The 16,212-nt window shown below is 66.5% G+C and carries 14 protein-coding genes; 4 read left to right on the top strand and 10 right to left on the bottom strand.

Annotated features, from left to right (window positions below):
* Nucleotides 1-258 precede the first annotated feature (258 nt).
* Complete coding sequence (locus tag ASE66_RS02020; protein WP_057187898.1) at nucleotides 259-642, top strand: response regulator; 384 nt, start codon at nucleotides 259-261, stop codon at nucleotides 640-642.
* Nucleotides 643-739: 97 nt separating this feature from the next.
* Here ASE66_RS02020 and ASE66_RS02025 read toward each other — a convergent pair whose 3' ends face one another.
* From ASE66_RS02025 to ASE66_RS02035, 3 genes are all read right to left on the bottom strand, one after another.
* A complete protein-coding gene (locus ASE66_RS02025) occupies nucleotides 740-1,597 on the bottom strand; it encodes a TIGR01459 family HAD-type hydrolase (protein WP_057187899.1) in 858 nt (285 codons plus the stop codon).
* An 82-nt stretch (nucleotides 1,598-1,679) separates the two neighbouring features.
* Complete coding sequence (locus ASE66_RS02030; RefSeq protein WP_057187900.1) at nucleotides 1,680-3,131, bottom strand: EAL domain-containing protein; 1,452 nt, start codon at nucleotides 3,129-3,131, stop codon at nucleotides 1,680-1,682.
* A 143-nt stretch (nucleotides 3,132-3,274) separates the two neighbouring features.
* A complete protein-coding gene (locus ASE66_RS02035) occupies nucleotides 3,275-5,056 on the bottom strand; it encodes a hypothetical protein (RefSeq protein ID WP_057187901.1) in 1,782 nt (593 codons plus the stop codon).
* Between the two features lie 183 nt (nucleotides 5,057-5,239).
* On the opposite strand from ASE66_RS02035, the gene ASE66_RS02040 reads away from it, so the two are divergent.
* Nucleotides 5,240-6,580 carry an aspartate aminotransferase family protein gene (locus ASE66_RS02040; RefSeq protein ID WP_057187902.1) on the top strand — a complete coding sequence of 447 codons (1,341 nt, stop codon included), beginning with the start codon at nucleotides 5,240-5,242 and terminating at the stop codon, nucleotides 6,578-6,580.
* A 12-nt stretch (nucleotides 6,581-6,592) separates the two neighbouring features.
* Nucleotides 6,593-6,814, top strand: a complete 222-nt coding sequence (locus ASE66_RS02045) for a hypothetical protein (protein WP_057187903.1) — start codon at nucleotides 6,593-6,595, stop codon at nucleotides 6,812-6,814.
* Between the two features lie 22 nt (nucleotides 6,815-6,836).
* On the opposite strand, the gene ASE66_RS02050 is transcribed toward ASE66_RS02045, so the two are convergent.
* The 3 genes from ASE66_RS02050 to ASE66_RS02060 form a co-directional block, all read right to left on the bottom strand.
* Nucleotides 6,837-7,331, bottom strand: a complete 495-nt coding sequence (locus tag ASE66_RS02050; protein ID WP_057187904.1) for a peptide deformylase — start codon at nucleotides 7,329-7,331, stop codon at nucleotides 6,837-6,839.
* A 56-nt stretch (nucleotides 7,332-7,387) separates the two neighbouring features.
* Entirely contained in the window at nucleotides 7,388-7,654 is a 267-nt protein-coding gene (locus ASE66_RS02055) for a hypothetical protein (protein ID WP_057187905.1), read from the bottom strand.
* A gap of 137 nt (nucleotides 7,655-7,791) precedes the next feature.
* A complete protein-coding gene (locus tag ASE66_RS02060; RefSeq protein ID WP_057187906.1) occupies nucleotides 7,792-8,565 on the bottom strand; it encodes an SDR family oxidoreductase in 774 nt (257 codons plus the stop codon).
* A gap of 130 nt (nucleotides 8,566-8,695) precedes the next feature.
* On the opposite strand from ASE66_RS02060, the gene ASE66_RS02065 reads away from it, so the two are divergent.
* Nucleotides 8,696-9,598, top strand: coding sequence for a LysR family transcriptional regulator (locus ASE66_RS02065; protein ID WP_057187907.1), 903 nt, complete (start codon nucleotides 8,696-8,698; stop codon nucleotides 9,596-9,598).
* On the opposite strand, the gene ASE66_RS02070 is transcribed toward ASE66_RS02065, so the two are convergent.
* From ASE66_RS02070 to ASE66_RS02085, 4 genes are all read right to left on the bottom strand, one after another.
* Entirely contained in the window at nucleotides 9,599-11,803 is a 2,205-nt protein-coding gene (locus ASE66_RS02070) for an FAD-dependent oxidoreductase (RefSeq protein ID WP_057187908.1), read from the bottom strand. It lies immediately after the preceding gene.
* Between the two features lie 11 nt (nucleotides 11,804-11,814).
* Nucleotides 11,815-13,023 (bottom strand): acetyl-CoA C-acetyltransferase, encoded by a 1,209-nt coding sequence (locus tag ASE66_RS02075; protein WP_057187909.1) that lies wholly within the window; start codon nucleotides 13,021-13,023, stop codon nucleotides 11,815-11,817.
* Between the two features lie 130 nt (nucleotides 13,024-13,153).
* Nucleotides 13,154-14,950 carry an acyl-CoA dehydrogenase C-terminal domain-containing protein gene (locus ASE66_RS02080; protein ID WP_057187910.1) on the bottom strand — a complete coding sequence of 599 codons (1,797 nt, stop codon included), beginning with the start codon at nucleotides 14,948-14,950 and terminating at the stop codon, nucleotides 13,154-13,156.
* Nucleotides 14,951-15,211: 261 nt separating this feature from the next.
* Nucleotides 15,212-15,673 (bottom strand): MerR family transcriptional regulator, encoded by a 462-nt coding sequence (locus ASE66_RS02085; RefSeq protein WP_082613134.1) that lies wholly within the window; start codon nucleotides 15,671-15,673, stop codon nucleotides 15,212-15,214.
* Nucleotides 15,674-16,212 lie beyond the last annotated feature (539 nt).

Genomic DNA, 16,212 nt, shown 5'->3' on the forward strand with positions numbered 1-16,212 from the left:
GCACGGTGGAGCACCGCCTGCATCCGGAAACGAGCGGAGAGCGTCCCATAGTTCGCTGCATCGCACCATTGAACTTTGGTGCCTGTTGCCCTGTTCACCCTTCCGCCAAAGGTAGTATGCCGTTAGGTCACTTCTGGACCGGGTTAACGGCTTTGAAACGCCGAGCGCCTATCAGAATTGACCTAAGGTCGCTGCTCTGCGAGAGCGGCGCGCGTCGGCGCCGCAAGCGCCGCGGACTACTGGCTTTGGAGCGCCGTCATGGCTGTCGACCCGTCAATGCCGATTCTGGTGGTGGACGACTATCAGACGATGGTGCGGATCATCCGGACCCTCCTGAAGCAGCTCGGCTTCGAGAATGTCGACGACGCCTCCGACGGCAATGCCGCGATCGCCAAGATGCGCGACAAGAAATACGGGCTGGTGATCTCGGACTGGAACATGGAGCCGATGACCGGCTACGAGCTGCTGCGCCAGGTCCGCAACGAGGCTGAGATCGCCGAGACGCCGTTCATCATGGTGACGGCGGAATCGAAGACCGAAAACGTCATCGCCGCCAAGAAGGCCGGCGTGAACAACTACATCGTCAAGCCGTTCAGCGCGCAGACGCTGAAAACCAAGATCGAGGCGGCCTGCGCCGCCTGAGGCGTCTCGCCTCCGCTACAACCCAACGCGCGAAGTCATCCCGGCCGAAGCGAAGCGTAGCGCCGGGTTTCATTCCAGAGCCGCACCCCGAAGCTTCTCACCAGGCCAGATGCGGCATGGCGTAGTCGGGCCGGTGGCTCTGCCGGCCGAACCAGCCCTGCAGCGCTTCATTCGTCATGCCCGCCATCTCGCCGGCATGGATACCGGCCACGCACATCAGCGACGCCAGGCCATATTGGGCCGCACCGGCGATGTCGGTGCGGATGGCGTCGCCGACCGCCAGGATGCGTGCCTTCTCGACCGTCTCGCCGCGCAGCTCCTGGCCGAGGCGAATGGCGAGATCGTAGATCGGCGCATGCGGCTTGCCCGCATAGATCGCCTTGCCGCCGATCTGCTCGTAGGCCAGGGCAAGCGAACCGGCGCAGGGCACGATGCGCCCCCCACGGTCGACGACCAGGTCCGGATTGGCGCAGATCAGCGTCAGGCCGCGACGGGCGAAATCCGCGAGCTGCTCGGCATAGCTCTCGGCCGTCTCGGTCTCGTCATCGAAGAGGCCGGTGCAAACAATGTAGTGCGCCTCGGCAGAGCCGACGCGCGGCGCATCGAGCCCGGCCATCAGCGGCAGGTCGCGCGGCGGGCCGAGATGGTAGAGCGGCTCGCCGGCGCGCTGGGCGATCAGGTCGCGCGCGACGTCGCCCGAAGTGACGATCGCGTCGAAGGCGTCACCGGGGACGCCGAGCTTGCCGAGCTGGACCGCGATCTCCGAGCGCGGGCGCGGCGCGTTCGAGACGAGCACGACGGTGACGCCACCGGCCCGCATCCGGGCCAGTGCATCACAGGCCGCTGCGAAGGGGGCGACACCATTGTGGACGACGCCCCAGATGTCGCAGAGGCAGAGCTCGTACTGGTCGATGATGGCGGAAACACTGGACAGAAGACGGGTCGAGAACGGCACGAGCTTAACTCCAGCGAACAGGCGCGGCCTGTCTACGCGCCTTCGCCGGCGCAGGCCAGCGCTTCCGTCCTATGGGAATTCTTCAGGCGGTGGCGCGGCGCAGGATATCGCGGAAGGGCACGCGCTTCACTGCCGGCGGCGGCGCCATGGCGGGATGGTCGACCACTTCGGCCAAGGCGGGCGGCGCCGCAATGGCGGCGGGCGCCGGAGCCGGAGCGGTTTCCGGCTGCGGCTCGGCGAAGACTTCGGGCCTCACCGGCCGAGGCGGCGAGAAGATGATGCCCTGGCCGAACGCAATGCCGAGATCGAGCATGTCGGCGACCATCGGGTCGTCCTCGACCTCTTCCGCGACGAGCTGGATCGAGCCGCGGGCGAGCTGGACCGCGATGTCGCCCGCCGCGATATCGGCCAGCGTGCTGCCGCGCGCTTCGGCCAGCAGCAGCGCGGCCGAGACCTTGACGAAGCGCACGCCGCGATCATGCAGCGAGATCGGATCGAAGCGCAGATCGGAAACATGGTCGAGCGCGAAGCGCACGCCATTGGCCGACATGGCGCCGAGCAGGCCGAGGCTCGCCGGCTCCAGCGCCCGGAAGACGCGCTGCGGCACCTCGATGACGAGATTGCCGATATGCTCGTGATACTTTTCCAGGATGCGCGACAGCGCGGCCAGGGCGCGTGACGATCCCCAGGTCGCCGCGCTGAAATTGCAGGAGACGAAGAGCTCTCCCGGCTTGCTGCCGAGATGGCGGGCGATGGCGAGCGCACGCGTCAGGACGAGCGCGTCGAGCGTCGGGCCGAAGCCGCGCTCCTCGACCGTGGTCAGGAATTCGGAGGGCAGCAGCAGCGTCGTCTCGTCGAGCCGCAGCCTGACGAGCGCTTCATAACCACGCGTCCGGCGCTGCGGCAGGCTGACGATTGGCTGGAGATGGACCTCGACCTGGCCCTTCGCCAGAGCTTCGCTGATCAGGACAGCGCGCTCCTCGGCGGCGCGGCGCTGTGCCGCCTCGGCCGGATCGTGCCGGGTCGCGATCAGAGGCTCCGGAGCACGGGGCTCGGTGCGCTCGGGAAGCAACGCGGCGATCCGTGCGGGCTGCGGCGGCGGCGGAGTGGCGAGCCGCCCCTCGATCCGGCTGAGCTGGTCGTCATGCTCGCCCAATGTCGTCGCGACCTGCTGCAGGAGATCCCCGAGCAGGCCAACCTCGGCGGTCAGCTCGTGCAGCATCGCCTTGGCCGGGGCGGCATCGGCCTCGCCCATCGGCGATTGGTCGAGGCGCTTCGCCATCGAATCGACGCGGATGGCGTTGGTGGCGAGGCGAACCTTGACCTCGCCGATCGCCGCGAGCAGTTGCTCGCGCTCGCGCGCCTGGCTCCGACGGGCCAGAGCCGCAGCCCCGGCAAGACCGAGCCCGGCGCTCAGCAGGCCGAGTGCATTGGCGAGGCTTCCCGGCAGAAGCAGGATCGCGACGGCGCCGAGCGAAAAGCCGGCGACGCCGCTGGCGGCCGGGGAGAGAGCGCTGAGGCGGATGCGAGCCAAGGGCTGAAATCGCGCAAGGGGTTGAGGGGCAACGCAACGCTACGAATCAGCTGCGACAAACACAGAATAGCGGCCTGATTCCGCAACTGCGAGGCCTATCGGCAAATCTCGCCGCTTCGCACAGAGAAGATCCGGGGCGCGCGCTATTGCGGCCGCAACCCGGCCTGTCCGATCGCGGCAAGAATGCGATCGCTGACCGACGAGGAGAAGCCCTTGCGGGCCAGATAGAGCCGCGCATCGAGAGCAAAGAGCGGCTCGGCCTGGCCCAGCAGCCGCAAGGCCGCTTCGAGATCGACGCGGTCCCCGCCGGCAGCACTCGCCACGGCGCGCGCGATCAGGGCGAGCGGGGTTTCTTCCGCCTTGAGCAGGGCGGCCTGGGTGTCCGCGAGCTTGGTCGCGCCGGTCAGATAGGCGGCGAAATAGAGAAAGACATCGTACCAGGAGGGACGGCCATTGCTCAGCGCGGCGGCGCGCTGGAGCAGAGGCAGCCCTTCCGCCGCCCGGTCGAGCTGGACATAGCGCGCTCCGAGATCGGCCATGATGTCGGGGTCGAAGGGGTTCCGCGTCAGGGCTTCCCGGCCGGATTTGAGCGCTTCCTCGGTCATGCCGCGCAGGAACTGCGCCTCCATCAATGCCTGGTGCGCCCGTGCGCTCGCGGGCGCCAACCGCACCGCAGTGATCGCAGCTGCGAGGGCCCGGTCGAGCGGCGAGCCGGGCCGGGCGTTCAGGCCGGAGGCGTATTCGTCCGCCGTGAGCAGCGCCAGATGCGACCAGGCCGGATGGAAATCGGGATCGCGCGCGACAAGAGTGTCGAGGCAGTTGCGCGCGGCAAGATGGTCGTCCGCCTTCATATGCCGGCGGACGTTGAGCGCCTGGTAGATGCAGGCGATCCCGGGCGGGAGCGTCGCCAGCCTGAGATCGGCGTGCAGGATGCCGAAGGGCTGGGCCAGCCGGATCGCCACCATTTGCGCCAGCTCGCGCAGCTCCGTGCCGTCGCTGACGGCCTCGAGGCTCCGTGCGCCGGAGGTGGTCCAGACGACGCGCCCGTCCTTCGCAGCGCTCAGCCGCACGAAGCCTTCGACCTTGTCGCCCGCCCGCGAGGTGTTGAGGCTCAGGACGTAATCGGCCCCCTCCTCCGGCCGCAGCGCCGTGCCCGGCGTCTTGACCACGAGCAGGTCGTCGAACCGGGCCATGGTGTCGACGAGATGGCGCATGAACAGCCGGGCGGCGTCATCAACGGCGGGATCGACGATATCCCCGGCGATCACGACGGCAATGACGGGCAGGCTCGCAGGCGCAGCGACCGGCTCGGCGGGTTGCGGCGAAGCGGGCTGATCGGGCGCGACAGCGGCTGCGGGCCGTGGCGCCTGCGTGTCCCCGCTCGACATGGCGATGCCCGGTTCCGGTCCGGTCCCGGTCCAATGCCAGGCGACGAGCGCGATCGCGGCGGTCAGAACCAGCGCGACAGCTGTGTAAGCCCAGACGCGCCAGGACCTTGCAGCGCCCGGAGCAGGCTGTGCCGACTCGGCGGCCAGGACGGCCGCCTCGGGTTCCGGGAAACCGGGCCGCGTGAAGCAAGGCACATAGGCGCCGACGGGAATCGCGATCCGTACGGGATCGCGTACGCCGTCAGCCGCAAAATAGAGATTGAGCGCCTTGCGCAGGCGGCCGGCCTCGACGCGCACGATCGGGTCCGATTGCGGATCGAAATCAGCGGAGCGACCAAACGCCTCGACGGCGATGTTGTAGCCTTTCAGCTCGCCGGCACGGCCGGCCAGCGCCTGCTCGACGACATAGCTCAGGAAGGCGGTCAACTGCGGTGCGCTGCGGAAGATGTCGGATGCGAGCACGCGATCGAGCTGCGCGCGGATTTCCTCCGCCGCGATAGGCGCGTTTCCGTCCGGACCAGCGACATCCTCAGCCATCGGGGCGTAGTCCAGTGTTAACCCCATTGGTTAGCCTACGCCACAAACGACGTTACGTCATCTTGCGCCAGCAGACAGGCTGCCGCTCGCCGGACGCAGGCATGCCCCGAGCCGACGCGGATTTACAGCCCCGACCGCGCTGCTAGGTTGAGGAAGCTTTAAAAAACTAAATGGGACCGGATCATGACCTCTGCGCCGCGCGCCATCAGCTCGCCGAACGATCTCGAAGCCTATTGGATGCCGTTCACGCCGAACCGGTCGTTCAAGCAGAATCCGCGCATGGTCGCCCGGGCCGAGGGCATGTTCTACTACACGCCCGAGGGCAAGCCGGTGATGGACGGCACGGCTGGCCTCTGGTGCTGCAATGCCGGGCATGCCCGTGAGCCGATCATCGAGGCGATCCAGGCGCAGGCGCGCGAGCTCGACTACGCTCCGTCCTTCCAGTACGGCCATCCCAAGGTCTTCGCCGCCGCCGCCCGCATCGCGGCGCTGGCGCCGGGCGATCTCGACCATGTCTTCTTCGCCGGGTCCGGCTCGGAAGCGGCGGATTCGGCGCTGAAGATCGCGCTCGCCTACTGGAATGTTTCGGGCAAGGGCTCGAAGACCCGCCTTATCGGCCGCGAGCGCGGCTATCACGGCGTCGGCTTCGGCGGCATCTCGGTCGGCGGCATGGTCAACAACCGCAAGTTCTTCGGCGGGCTGCTGACCGGCACCGACCACATCTCCCACACCTATGACCGCGAGAAGCAGGCCTTCAGCAAGGGCGAGCCGGACTACGGCGCGCACTTCGCCGATGACCTCGAGCGCGTCGTCGCGTTGCACGACGCCTCGACCATCGCCGCCGTGATCGTCGAGCCGATGGCGGGCTCGACCGGGGCGCTGCCGCCGCCGAAGGGCTATCTCAAGCGCCTGCGCGAGATCTGCGACAAGCACGGCATCCTGCTGATCTTCGACGAGGTCATCACCGGCTTCGGCCGCCTCGGCTTCGCCTTCGCCGCCGAGCGCTACGGCGTCATCCCCGACATGATCACCTTCGCCAAGGGCGTGACCTCGGGCACGGTGCCGATGGGCGGCGTGATCGTGCGCAAGCACATCTACGACGCCTTCATGGGCGGACCGGACAACGTCATCGAGCTGTTCCACGGCTACACCTATTCCGGCCACCCGCTGGCCGCCGCCGCCGCGCTGGCGACGCTCGACATCTATCGCGAGGAGGGCCTGTTCGAGCGCGTCCGGGCGATGGAGGATAGCTGGGCAGATGCGGTGATGAGCCTGAAGGGGGAGCCGAACGTGGTCGATATCCGCACGCTCGGCCTGGTCGGCGCGGTCGACCTCGCACCGCGGGCGGAAGGCGTCGGCAAGCGTGCCTACGAGGCGATGGATCGCCTGTTCCGCGAGGAAGGGCTGATGGTCCGTACCGCCGCCGACACGATCGCCTTCTCGCCGCCGCTGATCATCACGGAAGCCCAAGTCGAGGAGCTGATCGGCAAGCTGCGGCGGGTGATCAGGGCCGTGGCGAACTGACGGCTCCGAGCTATGGCGCGTATCGAAAAACTTGAGATCGGGCCTAGCGAAGGGAGCGTGCATCCCAGCAAAGTGCACGCTCGTGTCAAAGTTTTTGGCGATGAGCCAAACGGGCCAATCGACACCTTTGGTTCGGCCGATCGGGAAATACCTGGCAAGCTGAGCCAAACGACCCAGCTGGCCAAGACTACCGGACAAGAGCTTTTGGCGATTCTGCAGCGCGCTTACGGCTAATGTAACGCACCTTTCAGGGCGCTCACCCGCGCCCTAGCTTGTTGTAGCGGGCGATCAGCCGGTCGCGCTTCAGACGCGACAGGCGGTCGATCCAGAAGACGCCGTCGAGCTGGTCGATCTCGTGCTGATGGCAGACGGCGAGCAGGCCGTCCGCATCCTCGCTCTGCTCCGTCCCGTCGAGATCCTGATAGCGCACGCGGATGCGGGCGTGGCGTTCGAGCTCATCGGTCACGCCCGGCATCGAGACGCTGCCCTCGGTATGACGGATGGTTTCTCGCGAGACCTGGTCCAGCTCCGGATTGACATAGGTACGAACCTCCCCGGGCGTCAGCTCCAGGACGACGAGACGCGAGAGCACGCCGATATGCGGCGCGGTGATGCCGATTCCCGGCGCCGCCCGCATCGTGTCGAGCAAGTCTTCGGCAAGCGCGCGGAGGTCGGCGTCGAAGCGGGTGACCGGTGCCGCAGGTAAGCGCAGGCGCGGATCGGGGAAGCTCAGGATCGGTCGAACGGGCATGATGTCGTGATGGTCCTCGCAGCTCAGTGTTCCGGCCGAAGCACGGCCGCCGCCCGTCAGCGCGCGACGCGCCAGGCGACGAGAACCGCGAGCGCGGCCGGCACCAGGAAGACCACGGCCAGGATGGGCAATTCCTCGCGCACGGAATAGCCGGCCCTCGTGACGCCGACCCACATGTTGACCAGCGCGATCGCGAGCCAGGCCGGCACGAACAGCTTCGCCGCCGTGGCGAAGGCCGGCTCGGCCCCGCCCCAGAGCTTGCCGAAGAGCAGGAACAGGCCGAGCAGGACGCCCCCGCCGCCGATCACCATTGCCATATGCATGCTGTCTCTCCGCGCGGGAAACGCATTCCGTATCGTCTCGATATCCTCGCCAGGGTGAGTGGGAGCTGAACAAACGCACCCGCCCCGGGCGTGGCCGATGGCCGGCCGCCCTCAGCGAGAGCGGCCGGCCGGCTCACTCACTTCGTCGTGTAGCCGCCATTCACCAGGATGGTCTGGCCGGTCATCCACCAGCCGTCCGAGACGAGGAAGCGGATGAAGGGGACGATGTCCTCGATATCGGTCAGGCCGGTCCTGGAGAACTTCGACAGCGCAGCCGCGGTCTTGTGATAGGCGACCGCATCCGCCCCTTCCGCCGGATAGAAGAACGGCGTGTCCATCGGGCCGGGGCCGATCGCGGTGACCGAGATGCCGCGCTCGCCGAACTCCTTGGAGGCGGCGCGGGTGAAATGCTCGACCGGGGCTTTCATCCCGGCATAGGCCGCATAGAACGGGGTGAAGGCGCCGAGCAGCGAAGTCACCAGCGTGCAGATCTTGCCGTCGTCATTGACCGCCTTGCCGGCCTCCTTGAGGAAGAAGAAGGCGGATTTGGAGTTCACCGCGGCCATCTCGTCGTATTCGGCCTCGCTGATCTCGGCCATCGGCTTCTTCAGCACCTTGCCGACAGTGTTGATCGCGATGTCCGGCCGGCCGAGCGCGGCGTCCGCATCGGCAAAGAGCTTCTCGACCGCACCAGCGGTGGTCAGGTCGGCCTGGAAGGCGGCGGCCTCCGCGCCCGCGGCCTTCACCGCGGCGACGGTCGCATCGGCCTCCGCTTTGGTCGCGGCGCTGTTGTAATGAACAGCCACCGCCCTGGCGCCATGGGCGGCGAGGTCGCGGGCCAGAAGACCGCCGAGATTCTTGGCGCCACCGGCGATGATGACGGTCTTGCCCTTGATTGCGTGGTCGGCCATGGCCCTGTCTCCTGCTGTCGCTGCGAACTCTGTTCACCCTGTCAGCAAGGTAGTCGGCCGATTGTCCCGATAAAGCTGGATAAGTTGACATGACTTGTCAGCTGTAGCGAACAATCGCATCGTCCCGGCAATGGACCGGATCGATCTCTTCGCCACCTTCGCCCGCGTCGTCGAATGCGCCAGCTTCACGCGCGCCGCGGCGACGCTCGGCCAACCGCGTTCCTCGGTGTCGGCGGCGATCCGCCTGCTGGAGGACAGGCTCGGGACACGATTGCTCCACCGCACGACCCGCCATGTCGCACCGACGCAGGACGGCCTCGCCTTCTATGAGCGCTGCCTTCGGCTGATCGCCGATGTCGAAGACGCAGAGGCCTTGTTCCGCAGCTCCACCGATGGGCCGGCCGGCAAGCTCCGGATCGACGTGCCGGGCCGGATCGGCCGGCTGATCATCGCGCCGGCCCTGCCCGATTTCCTGGCGCGCTATCCGGATATCGCCATCGAGCTCGGCGTCACCGACCGAGCCGTCAATCTGATCGAGGACAGTGTCGACTGCGTGCTTCGTGTCGGGCCGCTCAGCGATTCCAGCCTGATCGCGCGCAATCTCGGCGAGCTCCGGCTGATCAATGTCGCGAGCCCGGCCTATCTCGCCCGGCATGGGGTTCCGGAGAGCCCGGAGGACCTCTCACGGCACGAGGCGGTGCACTACGCCTCGCCATCGACCGGCGCAGTCGAGGACTGGCAATGGCTGGATGGCGAGCGGCTGCACAGCCGGGCGATGGCCGGCCGCGTCACCGTCAACAGCGCCGAGGCCTATATCGCCTGCTGCCGGGCCGGGCTCGGACTGATCCAGATCCCGGCCTATGACGTCGCCGCGCATCTGGCCGCGGGCGAGCTGGTCGAGGTCATGCCCGACTACAGGGCCGAGCCGATGCCGGTCGCCCTGCTCTATCCGCACCGGCAGCATCTGTCGCGCCGCCTCAAGGTCTTCGCCGACTGGCTGGAGCCGCTCCTGAAGGAGCGGCTCTTCGCCTGATCAGGCCGCGGCCTTCTTCTCGGCGCTGCCGTAGAAGCTCTCGCCGGTCTTGGCCATGCGCTTCAAAAGCCGGTTCGGCTTGAAGCGCTCGCCATGCTTCTTCGCCAGCCCTTCGCAGAGCTTCACGAAGGCAGCCGCACCCATATTGTCGATGTAGCTCAGCGTGCCACCCGAATACGGCGCGAAACCGAAGCCGATGATCGAGCCGACATCGGCCTCGCGCGGATCGGTGACGACGCCTTCCTCATAGGTCCTGGCGGCTTCGAGCGCCTGGGTGACCAGGAGCCGGTGCTTCAGCTCCTCCATGTCGATCAGCTCGGGCTCGAGCTTGTTCTTGGTGAGCTCAGCAAGGCCGGGCCAGAGCCGCTTCGGCCCGGCTTCCGGATAATCGTAGAAGCCCTTCTTGTTCTTGCGGCCGAGGCGGCCATGCTTCTCGACCATCTCGGCAAGGAGCTTCTCCTGCGCCGGATCGACGGAGGCTTCGCCGAGCTGCGCCTTGGTCGCCTTCAATACCTTGTAGGCGAGATCGACCGCGACCTCGTCATTGAGCGAGAGCGGGCCGACCGGCATGCCGGCCTGCTTGCCGGCGGCCTCGATCATCGCCGGCGGCACGCCTTCCATCAGCATGAGGTGGCCCTCACGGATGTAATTGCCGACGCAGCGGTTGGCGTAGAAGCCGCGGGTGTCGTTGACGACGATCGGCGTCTTCTTGATGGCGCGGACGAAGTCGAGCGCCATGGCGAGCGCCTTCTTGCCGGTCTTCTTGGCCATGATGATCTCGACCAGCAGCATCTTCTCGACCGGCGAGAAGAAATGGATGCCGATGAAGTTCTTCGGGCGCTCGCTGTGCTCGGCGAGGCCGGTGATCGGCAGCGTCGAGGTGTTGGAGCCGAAGATGGTCTTGGGGCCGACCACGGCCTCGACCTTGGCGATGACCTCGGCCTTGACCTTGGGGTCCTCGAACACGGCCTCGACGATCAGGTCGCAGCCCTTGAGATCGGCATAATCGGCCGAGGCCTTGATGCGGCCCAGGAGCGCGTCGCGATCGGCGGTCTTGGCGCGGCCCTTGGTGATCTGGTCGGTGATCAGCTTGTGCGAATAGGCCTTGCCCTTCTCGGCCGCCTCGAGATCGCGATCGACGAGGACGACCTCGATGCCGGCATTGGCGGTGACATAGGCGATGCCGGCGCCCATGAAGCCGGCGCCGATGACACCGACCTTCTTCAGCTTCGAAGCCGGGACGTCGGCCGGACGGCGGGCACCCTTGTTCAGCTCCTGCATCGAGACGAAGAGCGAGCGGATCATCGAGGCCGCCTCCTTCGTCCGCAGGATCTTGGCGAAGTAGCGGCTCTCGACCTTGAGGGCGAGGTCGATAGGCAGCTGCAGGCCCTCATAGACCGCGCTCAGGATGGCGCGGGCGGCCGGGTAGTTGTCGTTGGTCTCGCGGCGATAGATCGCGCTGGCTGGCGGCCAGATCTGCATGCCGGCTGGCGAATGCACCTTGTTGGACGGGAGCTTGAACTTCGGGTCGTCCCAAAGCGCCTTGGCCTGCGGATTGGCTTTCAGCCATTCCTTGGCGGCGGCGACGATCTGATCACGCGGCACGACCGCATGGACGAGGCCGGAATTGCGGGCTGGCAGCGCCTTGATCTGCTCGCCCTTGAACATCATCTGCAGCGCGTCGCCGGTCTGCATCAGGCGCGAGACGCGCTGGGTGCCGCCGGCGCCGGGGAACAGTCCAACCTTGATCTCGGGCAGGCCGACGCGGGTCGAGGCATCGTCAGAGACGACGCGGAGCTGGCAGGAGAGCGCGAGCTCGAAGGCACCGCCGAGGCAGACGCCATGGATCGCGGCTGCGAACGGCTTCCCGCAGGTTTCGAGCTTGCGATAGAGCAGCGAGAGTTTGCGGCTCTCGTCGAAGAAGCGCTGCATCGCGATCTGCTCGCCCTGCTCCTTGGCGAGCCTGACGTAGAGGTCGCGCAGGCCCTGCAGCATGGTGAGGTCGGCGCCGCCGGAGAACGAATCCTTGCCGGAGACGATGACGCAACCCTTGATCGCCTCATCCGAGGCGACCTTGTCGACGACCTCATTGAGCTCGGCCATCACCTCGGGGGTGATCACGTTCATCGAGCGGCCGGGCATGTCCCAGGTCAGGGTGGCGATGCCATCGGCGTCGGTTTCGAAGCGGAAGCTGGTGAGGTTCATGGTGTCTCTCCTCAAACCCGTTCGATGATGGTGGCAACGCCCATGCCGACGGCGACGCAGAGGGTGACCAGCGCGACCTGCTTGTTCGTCCGCTCGAGCTCGTCGAGCACGGTGCCCAGGATCATCGCGCCGGTGGCGCCGAGCGGATGGCCCATGGCGATGGCGCCACCGTTGACGTTGAGCACCGCGTCGTCGATGTCGAAGGCCTGCTGGTAGCGCAGCACGACCGAGGAGAAAGCCTCGTTCAGCTCGAACAGGTCGATGTCCTTCACGCTCATCCCGGCCTTTTTCAGCACGAGCTCAGTGACGTCGACCGGGCCGGTCAGCATCAGCCCGAGATCGGAGCCGGTGGTGGCGAAGGCGCGTATACGGGCGCGGGGCTTCAGGCCCGACGCCTTGCCGGCCTTCTTCGAGCCGACGAGCACGGCCGCGGCGCCGTCGACGATGCCGGAGGAATTGCCGGCGTGATGGACGTGATTGACGAACTCGACATCCGGGTGAGCGGCTGTCGCGACCGCATCGAAGCCGCCCATCTCGCCCATCTGGACGAAGGAGGCCTTGAGCGAGGCGAGCGTCTGCATGTCGGTGTTCGGGCGAATGGTCTCGTCGCGGTCGAGCAGGATCAAGCCGTTGACGTCGGTGACCGGGATCACCGAGTTCTTGAAGCGGCCGTCAGCCCAGGCAGCGGCGGCGCGCTTGTGCGAGCGCACGGCATAGGCGTCGACGTCGTCGCGCGAGAAGCCGTATTTGGTCGCGATCAGGTCGGCCGAGACGCCCTGCGGCATGAAATAGGTGTCGATCGCGACGGACGGGTCGACCGCGATGCCGAAGCCCGAGGCGCCCATACCGATGCGGGACATGCTCTCGACGCCGCCGCCGATCGCCATCTCCTTCTGGCCGGACATGACCTGCGCCGCGGCAAGGTTCACCGCATCGAGGCCGGATGCGCAGAAGCGGTTGATCTGCACGCCCGGCACTTCCTTGCCGTAGCCGGCTTTCAGCGCGACGGTGCGGGCGATATCGGCACCGGCCTCGCCGACCGGATCGACGCAGCCAAAGACGACGTCCTCGACCAGCTTGGTGTCGAGATTGTTGCGCTCCTTGATGGCGCGCAGCGTCTGCGTGCCCAGTTCGATCGCGGTGACTTCGTGGAGCGAACCGTCGGCCTTGCCCTTGCCGCGCGGCGTCCGGACGTGATCGTAGATGAAGGCGTCAGCCATCAAGGCCTCCCATGTGGACTTTTGCGTTGAGCCTAGCCGTCATTGCGAGCGAAGCGAAGCAATCCAGCGGTCTGCGTGAGGCTTCTGGATTGCTTCGTCGGCCTTGCGGCCTTCTCGCAATGACGGTCGGTCAGAATAGTTCCGGCGCGAGCGCCATGGTCGAATCCGCGCCCGTGGTGATCCGCGCCAGATGGGCGGCGGTCTCGGGCAGCGAGCGCTCCATGAAGAAGCGGGCAGTGACGAGCTTGGCATTCATGCGCTCGGCCTGGCCATTGGCGCCGGCCTTGAGCTTGTCCTGCGCGACCTTGGCCATCTTCGCCCACATATAGCCGAGCGAGACCAGGCCGAGAAGGTGCATGTAGTCATGCGCGCCGGCGCCGGCATTGTCCGGCTTGGCCAGCGCGTTCTGCATGAACCACATCGTCGCCTGCTGGAGATGGCCGAGCGAGGTTGCGAGCGAAACCAGGAGCGGCTTCAGCGCCTCGTCAGCCTCGTTCTCCTTCACGAAAGCGCCGACCTCGTTGAAGAAGGCCATGATGGCGCGGCCACCGTCGCGGCCGAGCTTGCGGCCAACCAGGTCCATCGCCTGCACGCCATTGGCGCCCTCGTAGATCATGGCGATGCGGGCATCGCGGACGAACTGCTCCATGCCCCATTCGGCGATGTAGCCATGGCCGCCATACATCTGCTGGGCCTTCACCGCATTGTCGAAGCCGACATCGGTGAGCACGCCCTTGAGCACCGGCGTCATCAGGCCGAGCTGGTCGTCGGCGGCCTGGCGTTCGGCGGCGTCGGTCGAGCGGTGGGCGACGTCCGACTTGATCGCATTCCAGAGCACGAAGGCGCGTGCCGCCTCGTTGAAGGCCTTGATCGACATCAGCGTGCGGCGCACGTCCGGATGGACGATAATCGGGTCGGCGGCCTTGTCGGGGTTCTTGGCGCCGGTCAGCGCGCGGCCCTGCAGGCGGTCCTTGGCGTAGACGACGGCGTTCTGGTAGGCGACCTCGGACTGGGCCAGCCCCTGGATCGCGACGCCGAGGCGGGCCTCGTTCATCATCACGAACATGGCGTTGAGACCCTTGTTCTCGGTCCCGACCAGCCAGCCCTTCGCCCCGTCATAGTTCATGACGCAGGTCGAATTGGCGTGGATGCCCATCTTGTGCTCGATCGAGCCACAGGAGACCTTGTTGTTCTCTCCGACAGCACCGTCCGCGCCGATCGCATTGCGCGGCACGACGAAGAGCGAGATGCCCTTGACGCCCTGGGGCGCGCCCTCGATGCGGGCGAGCACAAGGTGGATGATGTTCTCGGTGATGTCCTGCTCGCCGGCCGAGATGAAGATCTTGGTGCCGGTGATGGAGTAGGAGCCGTCGCCGTTCGGCACGGCCTTGGTCTTGATCAGGCCGAGATCGGTGCCGCAATGCGGCTCGGTCAGGTTCATCGTGCCCGACCAGGTGCCTTCGGCCATCTTCGGCAGATAGGTGCGCTTCACCTCGTCGGAGCCATGGACATAGAGCGCAGCCATCGCACCCATGGTCAGGCCCGGATACATCGAGAAGGCCATGTTCGCCGACGATGAGAACTCGTTCATGATGGCGCCGAGCGTATAGGGCAGGCCCTGGCCGCCATATTCGGGATCCATGGCGAGCCCGACCCAACCGCCGGCGGCATAGGCCTCATAGGCTTGCTTGAAGCCCTTCGGCGTCGTCACCGAGCCGTCGTCGTTGCGCTTGCAGCCTTCCTTGTCACCGGAATGGTTGAGCGGCTGCAGCACCTCCTCGCAGAGCTTGGCGCCCTCACCGAGCACGGCCTCGACCAGGTCCGGCGTCGCCTCGGCGAAACCCGGGAGGTTGTTGTAGCGCTCGAACTGGAAGACGTCGTTGAGCAGGAACAGCGTGTCTTCGACGGGTGCCTTGTAGACCGGCATCGCATCCCTCCCTGGCGTTTCGTGCAGCCATCATGGCGAAGCTTGCCGGCTTGATATGACAGCGGCGCTTCGAGATAGTTCACATATAAACTATCTGGTCGCGACTTGCCAAGGGGCCACGTCAACTTTTTCGCCTGGACAGCGTCGTTGCGAGAGATTGGCGCGGCACACGCGGTGCTTGCAAACGAAAAATGCCCTGAACCGGAGAGGGTTCAGGGCATCGTGATTTTCCAAGGACGCCGGTCGGGCGACCGGGCCGTATCAGGCGTCGAGGCGCGCCAGGGTCGCCTCGAGCTCGGCGATGGCGGCTTCGATCTCGGCGCGCTGGCTGCGCAGCAAATCGAGCTGCTCGGCGATCTGGCTGCGGCTGAGCTGGAGGCCGCCGACCGAGGCGGACGGTTCCTTGCCCTTGATCTCCTTGCCTTCCTCGTTGGCGAGCATGGCGCGGATTTCGACCAGCGTGAAGCCGAGCTGCTTGCCCTTGAGGATGAGAGCGAGGCGGGCGCGGTCGCGGCTGGAATAGATCCGGGTCAGACCAGAGCGAGCCGGAGCGAGCAGGCCACGCGATTCATAGAAGCGCAGCGTGCGCAGCGTGACGCCGAATTCGCGGGCGAGATCGCTGATGGTGAAGCCATCGGCTTCGCTGGCATTCGTCGTCAGAGGGGAGGCGGAGCGGCCGTCGTGACTTGGTGTGGCCGCCAGAGCCGAGCTTTGGCGCGACATGTTCATTCCTTAGAGGTTGCGGGCGGGGCAGCGACCCGTTGGAGGCACCCCTGCGTTGCCGGCAATGTAGGCGCTGCGGCTCCCTTACGTCACGTCATTCTCCACCGGCCGGGGGTAAGTTACCGTTATGCCCGCCCCGGGCAACCTGCCGCGACAGGTGTTTCCGGAAAATTAACGCCCGGGCGCTCGATCTTAACGCTCTGTTTACCGTGACAGCGAAAAGTCGGTGCCGCGATCTCCAGCGTCAGCCGCATCAACCCGATGTTCATGATTGCCGAGATCGCAAGGGCGCCGCCGCCTGAGGGGGCAGCGAGTGCTCTTTGGTCAAGACTGCCCCTCGAGGCGAGCGTAACATGGCGACCAGCCTGCCCTGGAGCGTCAAGGGCGTCGATCCGCGCACACGTGACGCGGCGAAAACCGCCGCGCGTCGCGCCGGGATGACGCTCGGCGAGTGGCTCGACAGCAAGATTCGTGAAGAGGCAGGGGAGTCCGAGACCGTCACGCACGAGGCCGAGGAGCAGGACATCGTCGCCCTGTCG

This window comes from Allobosea sp. Root483D1 (genome assembly GCF_001429505.1).
Classification (GTDB): domain Bacteria; phylum Pseudomonadota; class Alphaproteobacteria; order Rhizobiales; family Beijerinckiaceae; genus Allobosea.

Coding starts and splice junctions, on each gene's coding strand:
- ASE66_RS02020 (WP_057187898.1), top strand. CDS start 259: ATGGCTGTCGACCCGTCAATGCCGATTCTGGTGGTGGACGACTATCAG.
- ASE66_RS02035 (WP_057187901.1), bottom strand. CDS start 5,056: ATGGCTGAGGATGTCGCTGGTCCGGACGGAAACGCGCCTATCGCGGCG.
- ASE66_RS02040 (WP_057187902.1), top strand. CDS start 5,240: ATGACCTCTGCGCCGCGCGCCATCAGCTCGCCGAACGATCTCGAAGCC.
- ASE66_RS02045 (WP_057187903.1), top strand. CDS start 6,593: ATGGCGCGTATCGAAAAACTTGAGATCGGGCCTAGCGAAGGGAGCGTG.
- ASE66_RS02050 (WP_057187904.1), bottom strand. CDS start 7,331: ATGCCCGTTCGACCGATCCTGAGCTTCCCCGATCCGCGCCTGCGCTTA.
- ASE66_RS02055 (WP_057187905.1), bottom strand. CDS start 7,654: ATGCATATGGCAATGGTGATCGGCGGCGGGGGCGTCCTGCTCGGCCTG.
- ASE66_RS02060 (WP_057187906.1), bottom strand. CDS start 8,565: ATGGCCGACCACGCAATCAAGGGCAAGACCGTCATCATCGCCGGTGGC.
- ASE66_RS02065 (WP_057187907.1), top strand. CDS start 8,696: ATGGACCGGATCGATCTCTTCGCCACCTTCGCCCGCGTCGTCGAATGC.
- ASE66_RS02070 (WP_057187908.1), bottom strand. CDS start 11,803: ATGAACCTCACCAGCTTCCGCTTCGAAACCGACGCCGATGGCATCGCC.
- ASE66_RS02075 (WP_057187909.1), bottom strand. CDS start 13,023: ATGGCTGACGCCTTCATCTACGATCACGTCCGGACGCCGCGCGGCAAG.
- ASE66_RS02080 (WP_057187910.1), bottom strand. CDS start 14,950: ATGCCGGTCTACAAGGCACCCGTCGAAGACACGCTGTTCCTGCTCAAC.
- ASE66_RS02085 (WP_082613134.1), bottom strand. CDS start 15,673: ATGTCGCGCCAAAGCTCGGCTCTGGCGGCCACACCAAGTCACGACGGC.